This is a genomic window from uncultured Aquimarina sp., assembly GCF_947492115.1.
Taxonomy (GTDB): Bacteria; Bacteroidota; Bacteroidia; order Flavobacteriales; family Flavobacteriaceae; genus Aquimarina.
Map to the genome: position 1 here is coordinate 486171 of NZ_CANLMM010000004.1, position 14486 is coordinate 500656.

Consider the following 14486-nt stretch of genomic DNA (forward strand, 5'->3'; position numbering starts at 1 on the left):
ATTTAGTGAAAATGTTCTCACTGAATTCAGGGGATAGAGCTTTGCGTTCTTGCTTAGCACCGATATATATTAAAAATACTGCTAGTCAAAAGAATACTCGAGAATTATATGATGTAACTAAATATCATGCTTTGGGGTATTTACCCCTATGTTTTAAAGTTGTTTTCCTATGTAGAATCCGTGTTTTAGCTATGTGAATTAATGTTTCTAAAACATAATTTTATATCATCTTAATCAGACACATATTTCCCTTTTACAGATTAAGAATTACTACCCCTATTTATCATTGATTACCTGATTTATGTAAAGTTTAAAAACATCCCTGAGTTGGAGATGAATAGCTTAAGCTTTAAAACCATATTACTAATAGACTAATATAAACCTATGATATTCGAGGTATTACAGATAATTACTGAAGAAATCAATAATTTCTTTAATGTAGAGATTGATGAAAAACCAGTTTCTCTAGAGAATATTGCTTTTATAGATTCAGAAGCAAATGAGAATTCCAGTACTAATAATAATGTAATTCTATCATTACTTCATACCGAAGAAGAAGCAACACTTAAGAATATCCTTAATCATCAAATAGAAGGGGCCAAAGTTATTTATAAAAACAACAAAGTCCATTTGAATCTATACGTCATGTTCTCAGCAAATAGAAGTGATTATACAGAGTCATTAAAGAGTCTATCAAAAGTTATAGAATTCTTTCAGTCTAAAAGGATTTTTACTCAAAGTAATACAAATTTTGATAGAGCATTAGATGGAATGGATCAGATCAAGGATTTCAAATTCACTGTAGAACTTTTTAGCCCATCTTTTGAAGAGATGAATTTCATTTGGGGAACACTGGGAGGAAAACAGTACCCTTCGGTGATATATAAAATAAGTGTACTCGAAATAGAAAGAGATGTTACTCAGGCTGAAGGCGCATTGATAACGGAAATTAATGGAAGTTTAAATCATAATTAGATGGCGTTTAGAATTTTATACGATACTCTCTTTTCTGTAGAGCTACTTCATTCCTATTTTCTGGATGATGGAGATGTTACATTTCAGTCCATGAATGATGATGAGAAGGAACAGCAATTGAAAAAGTATAACTTTTTGGATGCTATTGATGTGATTCCATCTCTTGCTACTTATAGAATAATGAAGAATCATAAACTGATTTTAATTAAAGAGTCCAGAGGTTTTAAGGTGTTAAGCAATGTTTTAGAAGATACTAATAAATTAAAATCAAGTAGTTTCCTGAATAGTGAACTTACACTAACATTTTTCTTATACAAAAAGGACTATTTATTTGATAATTATACAGAATTAATTGAAGAGAATAATCAGCTCTATTATTTCTCGAATAGAAAACCAGCAACAGAAGCGAATCCGTTCTCTTATATCCCAACGAATATTTCTAATGATTTAGTTACAGAAGATTTTTTGATAACTGAAGAAAGTACACAACAGTTATGGTTTGATATTCAACAGGCAAATATAAATGCTGAAATCAATAAGCGATTGGACTTAATTGCCGAATTAGATCAAGATGACCTAATAACTGATGAAGGTAAACTAATTATTGAGCAATCTATACAAAAAGAGACAGGGAAAGGTTTATTGGGAATTATAGAGTTAAAAATGATTGGAGATAATACTATGGATGTAGTAGAAATCGATACGAGTGATCCTAACGAGAGTAAAAGTTTTTTATTGGATCCCTTCCCAGCATTTAAAATTCATTTCGATAATAGAAAAACAATCTGGAAGTATATTAAAAAATCAGATGATAATGAATTGGAAACTTCTTCGGTAAAACCATTGACTAAAAATGGCTTTATAGAAATTGATCCCAATACGGACTTTTCTGGAGTATTACCAGTGGATATTGATAAATACATGTTTCCAAATCCCACTGCAAATATGATAAAACAAGTCACAGACGAAAATACAAATATAACAACAACATATTCTGAAATTTTTATTTAATAAACAATTAAAATTATGGCAACTACGTACAAAACACCAGGGGTCTATATAGAGGAAATTGTAAAGTTTCCTCCTTCGGTAGCCCAAGTAGAAACAGCTATTCCAGCTTTTATAGGGTATACTGAGAAAGCAAAAGAGAAAGAAGAAGATCTTACAGAGACGCTACATATGGATCCAAAGAGAATTACCTCTATGTTGGAATACGAGGTGCACTTTGGGTTTCCAAAAAAAGAAACCGCTTTAGGAATTACCATTACCGAAGTCGATGGAGAAAAATCCATTACAGTTACAGAACCTGTAGAAGATGAAAAATCACCTTTTTTAATGTATTATGCCATGCAAATGTATTTTGCTAATGGAGGAGGACCGTGTTATGTGGTTTCTGTAAATACGTATGCAGATGCAATTGCAAATAATTCATCAACTCCAGTACAGTTTAATGACCTTACTGACGGTTTAAATACACTAGAAAAAGAAGATGAACCAACATTATTATTGTTTCCAGATGCAACTTCACTTGCTAATGAAGCAGATTTCTATAACCTGTATAATAATGCATTAGCGCAGTGTAAAAAAATGCAGGATAGATTTAGCATCATAGACACCTATACAGATGATGAAGATGTTGAAATGAATGAACCAGAAGGAGTGAGAAATTTGATCACTTCGGATATTGATGAAAAGAAATATGGAGCAGTGTATTTTCCATATTTAAAAACAATTTTGGATTATCATTATGATGAAGATGCTTTAGAAATCACTCATAATACCAATCAACCAGTACTTTTAAGTGATACCAACGATTTATTGACGAATATCGCTGATGCGCAAGCTGCAATGACAGGTTTGGTAACAACTCTTACTACAGAAGATACAGCTTTACAAGCAATGACAGCTGGTGATGCGCTAGCAAATTCATCAACGATAACGAATGCACTCACGCCGATCATAGAGAGTTTATCCGCTATTGTAGAAGACACAAATACCATAGTTAGTAATGCTCGTATGGCTGCAGCCAACTCTAACGAAGACGCTGTCGTTTCCGCTGCCGCAACCGCCGCTGCAGATGCTTTAGCAGTAGTTGTAGAAGATAGTTCAACGATAGCGACATTGATCACTTCCTTAGGTACTCATCTAACTACTATTCAAGAGGCTGCAAACGGAACAGCAGTAAAAACAGAATCTGCTAATGCCGTTTTAGCCTTAGCTACAGTAGATGCAACCATAGACGCTGTGGAAGCCTTAATAACACCTCCAGTAATAACTGCAATTACAAATGCACAAGCCGTGGATCCAGATAGTGGAAACTTAGATGGTTTTAAGTTGAGTGCTATAAAAGATATGGATAGTGCCACATATAATAATATTAAAACAGCTATCAATAACCTTCCGTTAGAATTACCACCATCATCTGCAATGGCTGGAATATATGCAAGAGTGGATAATGATCGTGGAGTATGGAAAGCACCAGCAAATGTTTCTGTAAAATATACAGTGAAGCCTAGTCAAAAAATCACCAATGATATCCAAGATAGACTTAATGTTGATACTACTGCGGGAAAATCAATAAATGCAATCAGAACATTTACAGGAAAAGGAACCTTAGTTTGGGGATCAAGAACATTGGCAGGAAATGATAAAGAATGGAGATATGTGCCGGTAAGAAGGTTTTTTAACATGGCAGAAGAATCCATTAAGAAAGCTACAGAGCAATTTGTTTTTGAACCAAATGACAGAAATACATGGGTTCGCGTAAAAGCAATGATAAATAATTTCTTAACACTGCAATGGAGAGCAGGAGCTCTCGCGGGACCTACTCCTGATAAAGCATTCTACGTAAATGTTGGTTTAGGAGAAACCATGACTGCTAATGATGTTTTAGATGGTAAAATGATCATAGAAATTGGAATGGCAGTAGTACGACCAGCAGAATTCATAATTCTTAGATTCTCTCATAAAATGCAAGAAGCATAATAACCCTTAACTAATATAAAATTTTAAAACATAGAAATCATGGCAGAATATCCATTACCAAAGTTCCATTTTAAAGTAACTATCGGTGGAGACACCGAACTGAATTGTACAGAAGTATCTGGTTTAGATTTTGAAACTGAAGTTATAGAATATAGAGGAGGAGCAGACAATGATTATTTCAAGAAGAAACAACCTGGAATGACCAAGTTTGCAAATATCGCTATCAAGAGAGGAACTTTCGCCTCCACTAAAGGACAGTTCTATGAAATGTGGAAGAAAAACGTCTTCTTCCAAGAAGGAGAAGAGAAGTTTAGAAGCGACCTTACCATTAGCATGTTAGATGAAAAGCATGAGCCAATACTCACTTGGGAAGCTGCAGATGCATGGTTGTCTAAACTGCAATCTACGGACCTAAAAGCAGATGGAAATGAGATCGCAATAGAATCCGCAGAGTTTGTAATTAATAGTCTTAAACTAGCATCCTAATGGCTACCTATTATCCACCAGTAGGCTTTCATTTTAGTGTAGAATTCACCGGTTTGTCTACCGGTGAAAAAGACTATCATTTTCAGTCTGTCTCCGGATTAACAGTGGATATAGAAACTGAAGAAGTTACCGAAGGTGGAGAAAATAGGTTTAAGCATAAAATTCCAGTAAGAACTAAATACCCTAATCTGGTTTTAAAAAGAGGACTTCTAGTAAACTCAGAGGTGGTGAATTGGTGTAAAAAAGCTGTGGAGAACTTTGATTTTGAGCCAATAGATCTAATCGTCAAGTTACTAAACGAAAAACACGAACCGCTGATATCCTGGAATATAGTGCATGCATACCCTATAAAATGGTCCATCGGAGATTTTAATGCAGAAGAAAGCAAAGTGGTTATCGAGACGATTGAACTAGTATATAACTATTACAATACCATAACATAAATACAAATGGGAGCAATAGAAATTAAAGAATTGCATATTAAGATCAATGTAGATAATGATGCAAAAAAATCTGAAGGCAAAGCAGCTAAAAGTACTAAAGCTGATAAGGATATCATTATTGCTGAGTGTGTAGAACAAATTATGGAAATAATTGCTAAACAAACAGATCGTTAGTCATGAGTACAGGAGAATTAACAAAACTTAGGGTAAAAGCGTATAGCGATCCTCAGTTTAACGATGAGGTAGCAGATGGGGAGTTTACAACTCTGATTAATCCAGAGAAGTATACGTTTAATTATAAGATTGAACAAAATGAAGATCAAGCGGCAGGTACAAGTGATCTTTCTCCAAGATTCAATAAAAAACTTCCAGAAGATCTGGAGTTAGAGTTTTTATTTGATAGAACAGGGGTCATTGTTCATTATGGTAATAATCCTAATGAAAGTTCTGGTAATACTGTTTTCAAAGACAATGGTGAAGGGGTTATTGATGATATTGAAAAGTTTAAAAAAGTAATCCTAGATTATAATGGAGAAGAACATGCTCCTAATTATGTAATGATATATTGGGGAACCCTTTTGTTTAAAGGGAAACTCACTGAAATGAGCATAGAGTTCAAGCTTTTTAAATCAGACGGAACTCCGATTCGAGCGGTTGCCAAAGCAAAATTTCAAGGATTTGTAGAAGACGACTTAAGAGTGGCAAGAGAAAATAATCAGTCTCCTGATCTAACGCATGTGCGCTTAGTAAAGGAAGGGGATACATTGCCACTGATGTCGCATCGTATTTATGGAGATTCTAGATATTATCTCGAAGTAGCGAAGGTAAATGAACTAACATCTTTTAGAAAACTGGAAGTAGGAACAGAACTCTTTTTTCCACCAATAGAAAAAATTTCATAATCATGGCGCAAGGAAGTGTAATACAAACCTCTAAAAGTGCGGATCTGATCACTCATAAACTTTTGGTGGGAGGAAATGAACTGTCTAAAAAATATCAGGTAAAGACGATTTCTATTGAAAAGGAAGTGAATAGAATCCCTACGGCTAAAATTATTTTGATCGACGGAGAACCTGCAAAACAGGATTTTGAACTAAGTAATGAGGAACTACTAATTCCAGGTGCAGAAATCGAAATTACTGCTGGGTATCATTCAGATGAAGAAACGGTTTTTAAAGGAATCATCATTAAACATAATATCAAAATAAGGGCAAATGGTTCTTATTTGATTGTAGAATGTAAAGACGAAGCGGTTAAGCTAACGATTGGTAGAAAAAGCAATTATTTCTATGACAATAAAGATAGTGATATTATCGAAGAAATTATTGGAGCATATGGTATTGATAAAGAGGTAGAAGCTACAAATTATGAGCATAAAGAATTGGTGCAATACCATATTTCAGATTGGGATTTTATAGTAAGTCGAGCACAAGCAAATGGTAAGTTATGCTTTGTCGATGATGGTAAATTAAGTGTTAAGAAACCTGACTTCTCTAGTGCTGAAATAGAAACGGTAACTTATGGAGCTACAATGCTCGATCTAGATGCAGAGATTGATGCCAGACATCAAATTGATAAGGTTACTTCGTATAGTTGGAATTATGCTGATCAGGAACTTGTGGAGATTGAGGCTGCAGATCCATCAGTTTCTCTTAATGGAAATTTAGAACCGTCAGATCTTTCATCAATAATAGGATTGGAAAATCTAGAATTGAGACATGGAGGATCACTTTCTACAACCGAAATGCAAGATTGGAGTGATGCAAAGTGGATGTTTCAGCAATTATCTAAGATAAGAGGAAGAGTCAAATTTCAAGGAATCCCAGCTGTTAAACCTGGTACTATTTTAAAACTTCAGGGAGTAGGTGATCGATTTAATGGCAACGTGTATGTTACAGGAATAAGTCATCATATTTCCGAAGGTAATTGGACAGTAGATGCGCAATTTGGAATAAACCCCAAATGGTTTTCTGAAATCTATGATATTAATCCATTACCAGCTTCTGGATTATTATCAGGAATCTGTGGACTCCAAATAGGAATTGTGAGTCAGTTAGAAGAAGATCCTGATGGAGAAAATAGAATATTAGTACAGTTACCCATTATAAATAATGAAGAACAAGGGATATGGTGTCGTGTTGCATCTTTAGATGCAGGAGAAAATAGAGGAGCATTCTTTCTTCCTGAAATCTCAGATGAGGTAATTGTAGGTTTTATCAATGATGATCCTAATGATGGAGTAGTATTAGGAATGCTTAATAGCAGTGCAAAGCCTGCTCCTATAACAGCCAGTGATGATAATCATGAAAAAGGATTTATTACTAGAAGTGAAATGAAAGTACTTTTTGATGATGATAAAAAATCCATAAGTATTGAAACTCCGGCAGGTAAAAAAATAGTGCTAGATGAAGATGCGGGATCCATAGTAGTGGAGGATGATAATTCTAACATTATTACGGTCGATAGCTCTGGTATCGCGATTGAAAGTGCGAGCGATATCAATCTTACAGCTTCTGGAGATGTAAATATCGAAGGAACCAATGTAAATATTAAAGCCAACGCACAATTTAAAGCGGAAGGGTCGGCAGGAGTAGAAATGTCGTCGAGTGCTACCGCAACCTTAAAAGGTTCTTTAGTACAGATAAATTAGAGAAATATATAGAGAATGAAAAGAAGAGCTTGATAGCAAATTCTTGGGACAGAAACTATAAACCAATAATTAACAACTAAAAAAAGAAAATACAATGCCACCAGCAGCAAGAATAACAGATATGCATGTATGTCCTATGGTAACCGGAGTAGTTCCCCATGTGGGAGGTCCAATACTTCCAGCAGGAGAACCAACAGTGCTCATTGGAGGTTTACCAGCTGCAAGAGTCGGAGATATGGCAACTTGTGTAGGCCCGCCAGATACAATCATTATGGGATCCGGAACCGTAATGATAGGAGGAATGCCAGCAGCAAGAATGGGTGATAGTACAGCTCATGGAGGAACCATAGTGATGGGATTGCCAACAGTAATAATAGGAGGATGATTATGGATACAAATACATCATTTTTAGGAACAGGATGGGGATTTCCACCAGAATTTGTAAAGGAAGGTAACGAGTCCGGAAAAGTAGCAATGCTTTCTGATGAAAGTGATATTAAAAGTAGTCTAGAAGTTTTACTATCTACTCGTTTAGGAGAACGCGTAATGGTTCCGAATTATGGATGCAATCTCGATGAACTTTTATTTAAACCTCTAAATCTCACATTAAAAACTTTTGTAAGAGAGTTGATAAAAAATGCCATTCTCTACTACGAACCAAGAATAGATGCAGAGAAGATACAGATTGATCAAACCAACGAATTGGATGGAGAATTATTAATCAATATCGATTACCGAATTAGAGCAACCAATGCTAGAAATAATTTGGTGTTTCCATTCTATAAACAAGAGGGTACTAATATTTAAGCAAAAATAAAAAGACAATACAATGAGCAGCAGTTGCGAACATAACGATCTATTATTGATGAGGAATGGTACTTCTCAAAGTCAACGTTGTATTGATGCATTAGATCCAGAAAGTATACAATTACACGATTTGAGTATCGATGATTGGATGCGATTTGCATATAGGTTCTCACAAAAAGTACAATATTTTGATACAGAAAGTAATACCGTTTCGGGTGACTGGAGTAACTTTTTTGTAAAAGAAGAAGAAATAGCAAGTTTCGTAGAAAGACTTACAAAACTAGAAGAAGCTGAAATCTCAATTGAGAAAAGTATTCAACCACATCTCTCTTTATTTGCAGCTTTTTTGAAGCTCACTAGCTTTTCGCAAGAACGACTTAATAGTTTGTCTAAAAAACATCTTGATTTTTATTATAAAGAAGTTCTAAAATTGAGCAATAAGGCAGCTGTAGAAGATAAAGTGCACGTATTGTTTGAACTAGCTAAAAATGCTACAGAGGTTAAAATAGATAAAGACACTAAGTTAGATGGAGGAAAAGATGAAGATGGTATAAAGCGCGAATATTATGCACAAGAAGAAATTGTGGTCAATGAGGCATCCGTTTCTTCACTACGTAATGTATTCTATGAAGAAGGAGTTGGTGTTAGAAATGCTTTGATTGCAAATTCATACGATGGATTAGGAGAAGATTTTCCAGATGATCAGATACGATGGTGGCCTTTTGGATATCCCACAGATACATTAGGACCAACACAAGATGCTGCAACTTATCCGAATCTTCCTTTTGCAAAAACTGGTTTTGGAGTCGCGTCTCCTGTTCTATTGCTAAAAGAAGGAAAAAGGACAATAACGTTTACTATAAGTTTAGGTGCGTTTAGCGCAGTAGGAATAAATACTTCGGATATTCCAGAAGCATTAGCCATTTTTTTTAGTGGAGAAAAAGAATGGATCGAAGGAGAGATTAATGTTGCAGAATCTACTATAGCTTCTGGGGAACTAAAACTAGTGGTTATACTTAATGAAGGACTAGAGTCTATTGTTGAGTATGACCAGGAAGTGCTTTTGGAACCCTATACAACTACAGATCCAGTAGCCAGATTTTTAATAAAAAATAGTATTACGAATACCATTGGAAATACCTTTCAAAATATATTTTCTGCTACTAAGGTAAATAATATCTCTATTGATGTCTCTGTAGATTCCATTCAGGATATAACTATTGAAAATGATTTAGGGGTTTTAGATGCTTCCAAACCTTTTTATCCTTTTGGTCCTCAACCCAAAAAAGGATCTAATTTTTTTATTGGCCTTCCCGAAGCATTAGATAAAAATTGGACAGAAATAAATATTGATTTCTCTTGGAAAGATAAACCCAATTTGGTCGAAAATTATATTGCTTACAGAACAGAGTTTATAGAAAGAATTAGTAAAGATAGATATACGTTAGCTTTAAATTCTAGTGGAGGATTAGTAAATGATGATAATTTAGAAGCTATTGTAGCTAATGAAAACTATTTTACTTCAGAAATACAAGTTCTAGAGAATGGGGTTTGGGAATCAAAAGATCTGGATCATTTACTTTTTAGCGAAACTGATCGCAATAAAAGTACTATAGCAATTACCCGTACTGCTGAAGTGGGAAGTGAAAAAGGTGGTTTTTTGGATTTTCTTATGGATCCATTACCAAAATTTCAAAAAGGAGGACTTCCATTTCAATCAAAGATACCTACTAAAGAAAAGTTTTCAGCTTCCATAAAAAAAGGTTTTGTCAAACTTATTCTCAATCAATCATTTCTGCATGATCTGTTCCCTAAGATTTTTTCTGTGGCATTATCCAAAGAAAATGCTACTGACACATTAATTCCAAATGCGCCGTATACTCCACAGATAGAAACAATAAAAGTTGGATATGCCGCACAAGCAAGCACGACGGATGCAAATGTTCAGCTATTCCATGAACACCCTTTTGGTATATCGGAAGAAAGTGAAGATTTAAAAAAAGCATCTGTACTAGCTATTGCCAATCCAGAAATCAAATTATTACCAGCTTATAAAAAAGGATGCTTGTTTATAGGGATTGAAAATGCGAAAAATCTACAAAACGTTTCCTTATTAGTACAAACCTTAGAAGGTAGTGAAAACCCTGAAACAGCAAATGATTTTGCTGATGGAGAAAAACTAGAATGGTCTATATTATGCAATAATGAATGGCTGTCTTTAAATACAGATTACATAATATCTAACAACACGGATAATTTTCTAAAATCAGGAATAGTAAAGTTTTCGATTCCAAAAGAAGCTACAAAAGAAAATACAAAATTACCAACAGGATTATTCTGGGTTAAAGTAGAGAATCCAAGAGATTTTGATACCGTAAGTCAGCTTATAGATATTAAGACGCAAGCTGTTTTAGCACAATTTCAAAATAACAATAATAATCTGAATCATTTACGATATGGTATTCCTGAAGGAACAATCTCTAAGTTAGTAGAACGGCTAGCAAATGTAAAAGGAGTTACCCAGAATTATGGTTCTTTTGATGGCAAACCAGAAGAAACTGATAAAGATTTTTATCGCAGAATTAGTGAACGCCTTAGACATAAACAAAGAGCTATTACTATATGGGATTACGAAAATCTGGTATTACAAGAATTTCCAGACATCTATAAGGTTAATTGTTTAAATCATACATCTTTAACGTCTTTTTTGTCTCCTGGCGATGTAACCTTGGTGGTCATACCGAATATCATTAACCAAAATGTATATGATCCTTATAAACCGAGAATCAGTAAAGCAAAACGTAATGCTATTCAGGGATTTATAAATAATCTGAATACGCTCCATGTTGCGGCTCAGGTAATTAATCCAGTATACGAAGAAGTTAAGGTCAATTTAAAAGCGAAGTTTTACGAAGGTAAAGATGAGAGTTTTTATAGTATCCAATTACAAAAAGATATTGCTAAGCTTTTAGCTCCTTGGGCTTTTGAGGAAACTTCGGTAATTGATTTTGGGATTACCCTACATCAAAGCATGGTAATTAATTATATCGAGAAGTTATCATATGTAGACTACATAACTGACTTTAAATTATTGCAAGAAACAGGGATTGACGCGTCTACCGGAAAAAAAATATTTAATCAAACAAAGAAAGTAGTACCATCAAGTGCGAAAGTGATTCTGACTTCTGTAGAATATACAAAGCACGTTGTAAGTGTAGTGAGTCCTTCAGAAGAATGTAAAGTATAAAGATGATGATTTTTAGAATACAGTAAAAGTAGGAGAAAGAATTAATTATTAAAAAGTAAAACTCGTGAAAGAAACGATATCCATACCCAAAAATGTAAGCACCAAAAATGATTTGGATTATGAATACTTGCGAGAAATTGGAGTAGACTATATAGAGAAAATCGGGAGTAAGCTATGGACGGATTATAATGTACATGATCCTGGGATTACTATTTTAGAAATGCTGTCGTATGCCATAACAGATTTATCGCAACGTATCGAAATGCCTATAGAAAATCTTTTAGCGTCTAAGGACAACAATATGGCAAAAATGCACGAACAGTTCTTATCTGCTATACATATTTTACCTACAAAACCAATAACAGCTTTAGATTACCGCAATCTTTTTATTCATATTGATGGTGTAAAAAATGCATGGATAAAACAGCACGAAGAATTTATATATGTCAACTGTAAAGAACATCCGGCTCAATTATCCTATACTCCTTTTGATGAAAACCAAACTTTTCCAGCACCATTTAAATTAAAAGGTCTTAATGATGTAATTATTGATCTGGAAGAAGAAGTTGAAGATCCAACTACTATTATTTCTTTAGTAAAAGACATATATCATCAGAACAGAAATCTTTGCGAAGATGTAGTAGATGTTTCTATTGTAGAAGAACATCCTATTGCGATCTGTGCATATATAGATTTGGATCCAGGTGCTGATGAAGAATATATACTAGCACTAATTTATCAAGCCATAGACCTCTATTTTTCTCCAACCGTTAATTTTTATTCTTTACAGCAAATGTTTGATAAAGGATATACAACAGATCAAATTTTTGAAGGACCTATTCCTTTTTCAAGTGGATGCACCCATTTAGAAAATGGTAAAGGTGGTTTTATTGATAAAGAAGAACTAATCAAAGCAGATCTTCGAAAGGATGTTCGATTATCTGATATCATTCAGCTCATCATGAATATCGAAGGGGTTCATGTAATTAAGGATATCTCAATTAGTAATTGTGGAGAAACTTTGGGGTTAGAAGGTGCATGGAATATTTGTATTAAGGATTGGCATAAACCAGTACGATGCGATAAAAGTACTTTTAATTTCACCAAGGGACTATTACCAATAGGAATTAATAAAGAAAAAGTAGTGACCCACTTAGCTAAACTAAAAGCACAGGAAAAAGCCAAATATGAAGATGTTGAGATAGAAGATGTAGCAATGCCATTAGGGAAATACATGGCGCCAGAAAGTTACACAACTATTCAGAATGATTTTCCTGATGCCTATGGGATTTCTCCATTTGGACTTCCAGGAAATGCTAAAAAACCAAGAAAGGCCAAAGCAAATCAACTAAAAGCATATTTGTTGTTCTTTGATCAGATATTGGCCAATTATTTTCAGCATCTATCCAAAGTAAAAGATTTGTTATCCGTGGATGAACATCTGAAAAAACTATATGTGGATAATGTAATACTTACGGAAGCAGAAGAACTCAAGAATAGGCAAACCTATTATGCACAAAAAGTTGAAGATGTTACTGATATTAAAATGATAGTAGGGGATTACTCGAACTATGAATCTGATCTTCTGGAGATCATAAATGATCTGCACGAAGAAAAAACAGGAAAAGAGGTGTTCTATGAACGAAGGAATCAATTATTAGATCACTTGATTAGTCGATTCGCCGAACGATTTAGTGACTACGCTTTTATGATGAAATTAATTTATGGCGATAATGATATTGCCAATGATGAAATTTTGAGGGCAAAGCTTAGTTTTTTACAAAATTATAAAGAAATCAGTTGCGCAAGAGGATTGGGATTTAACTACTGTAATCCAGAATCTACGATAAACTATAATGGTATTTGGGATACGGTGAATGTTTCAGGTGTTCAACAAAGAATAGCAAAATTACTTGGAATTGTAAATCATAGTAGAAGAGATTTAGCTTCCGAATTTTTAGAAGTTTATGAAGAACTCGATGATGATGGTGTAACAGAATACAGATGGAGGATTAAAAATGAAAGTCAGGTGTTGCTTTCCTCCAGTAAGCATTATCATAGTTTAGAGGATGCTTTTAAAGAACTTTTCTTAGCATATCACTATGCTAAAAATCCAGATAATTACAACTTTAAGTTAACCGAAGATGGTACTCAGACATATTTCAACCTAATTAATCCTGATATCAATGATCCAGAGAATGAAGATTGGATTATTGCAAGAAGAATAGCTTTTACAGACACTAAAGAAGAAGGGATAGCTGCGAGAGATGCTCTAATTACACTAATAAAAGAGGTAACCGCAGATGAAGGAATGTATATCATAGAACATATCCTGCTTAGACCAGATAAGAATAATTTAGATCAATTTGATGTTGAAGATCCTTCAGGATTAGAACCCGATGCCAGTCCAGAAAATTTTATGCCAGTATGCATAGATACAGATTGCAAGTCATGCAGCCCTTTCGATCCATACTCCTTTAGGGTTTCGATCATACTTCCAGGATGGACGAAGAGATTTGGGGATAAAGATTTTAGAAGATTTGCCGAGCAATTGATTAGAGAAGAACTACCTGCCCATGTTTTGGCCAAAATATGTTGGATTGGACATCCCTTAGGATTAGTACCAGATGAAGAAAATGACATACTACACCTTCAAACCAAATATAAGAGCTTCTTAGAGCAATTACATTGTGATACCACTATAGAAAGCAAATCAGATATCGAGAAGTATAGAGCTACTTTAAATGAATTGATAGAAGCTATGAATAAGGCCAATACAATTTATCAAACAGGAAGATTACACGATTGTGATAATGATGAAACAGAAGAAACAGGAAACAAAATAATATTAGGAAGAACCAACATAGGGAATCTTTAAAAAAGAAGAAAAATC

Annotated in this window: 12 protein-coding genes; all 12 read left to right on the forward strand. The window is 34.2% G+C overall.

What is annotated here, in order from left to right; genetic code table 11:
• Positions 1–384 precede the first annotated feature (384 nt).
• The 12 genes from Q1A73_RS15270 to Q1A73_RS15325 all read left to right on the forward strand — a co-directional run bounded on the left by Q1A73_RS15270 (position 385) and on the right by Q1A73_RS15325 (position 14471).
• Positions 385–975: a DUF4255 domain-containing protein gene (locus Q1A73_RS15270; RefSeq protein ID WP_299607129.1), complete on the forward strand. Its 591-nt coding sequence runs from the start codon at positions 385–387 to the stop codon at positions 973–975.
• Positions 976–1986 (forward strand): hypothetical protein, encoded by a 1011-nt coding sequence (locus Q1A73_RS15275; protein WP_299607131.1) that lies wholly within the window; start codon positions 976–978, stop codon positions 1984–1986.
• A gap of 15 nt (positions 1987–2001) precedes the next feature.
• Positions 2002–3960 (forward strand): phage tail sheath C-terminal domain-containing protein, encoded by a 1959-nt coding sequence (locus Q1A73_RS15280; protein ID WP_299607132.1) that lies wholly within the window; start codon positions 2002–2004, stop codon positions 3958–3960.
• Between the two features lie 39 nt (positions 3961–3999).
• The gene (locus Q1A73_RS15285) at positions 4000–4446 is read left to right on the forward strand and encodes a phage tail protein (protein WP_299607134.1); all 447 of its coding nucleotides are present in this window, start codon (positions 4000–4002) and stop codon (positions 4444–4446) included.
• Positions 4446–4889, forward strand: coding sequence for a phage tail protein (locus tag Q1A73_RS15290; RefSeq protein WP_299607136.1), 444 nt, complete (start codon positions 4446–4448; stop codon positions 4887–4889). The genes Q1A73_RS15285 and Q1A73_RS15290 overlap by 1 nt, the downstream gene beginning before the upstream one ends.
• Before the next feature lie 6 nt (positions 4890–4895).
• Positions 4896–5063: a DUF5908 family protein gene (locus tag Q1A73_RS15295; protein WP_299607138.1), complete on the forward strand. Its 168-nt coding sequence runs from the start codon at positions 4896–4898 to the stop codon at positions 5061–5063.
• Positions 5064–5065: 2 nt separating this feature from the next.
• Positions 5066–5791, forward strand: a complete 726-nt coding sequence (locus Q1A73_RS15300) for a LysM peptidoglycan-binding domain-containing protein (RefSeq protein ID WP_299607140.1) — start codon at positions 5066–5068, stop codon at positions 5789–5791.
• A gap of 2 nt (positions 5792–5793) precedes the next feature.
• Positions 5794–7539, forward strand: coding sequence for a type VI secretion system tip protein VgrG (gene vgrG / locus Q1A73_RS15305; protein WP_299607141.1), 1746 nt, complete (start codon positions 5794–5796; stop codon positions 7537–7539).
• Between the two features lie 94 nt (positions 7540–7633).
• Positions 7634–7924 carry a PAAR domain-containing protein gene (locus Q1A73_RS15310; protein ID WP_299607142.1) on the forward strand — a complete coding sequence of 97 codons (291 nt, stop codon included), beginning with the start codon at positions 7634–7636 and terminating at the stop codon, positions 7922–7924.
• A 2-nt stretch (positions 7925–7926) separates the two neighbouring features.
• Positions 7927–8346: a GPW/gp25 family protein gene (locus tag Q1A73_RS15315; protein WP_299607144.1), complete on the forward strand. Its 420-nt coding sequence runs from the start codon at positions 7927–7929 to the stop codon at positions 8344–8346.
• 22 nt (positions 8347–8368) lie between these two features.
• A complete protein-coding gene (locus Q1A73_RS15320; RefSeq protein WP_299607146.1) occupies positions 8369–11593 on the forward strand; it encodes a baseplate J/gp47 family protein in 3225 nt (1074 codons plus the stop codon).
• A 64-nt stretch (positions 11594–11657) separates the two neighbouring features.
• Complete coding sequence (locus Q1A73_RS15325) at positions 11658–14471, forward strand: hypothetical protein (RefSeq protein ID WP_299607148.1); 2814 nt, start codon at positions 11658–11660, stop codon at positions 14469–14471.
• Positions 14472–14486 lie beyond the last annotated feature (15 nt).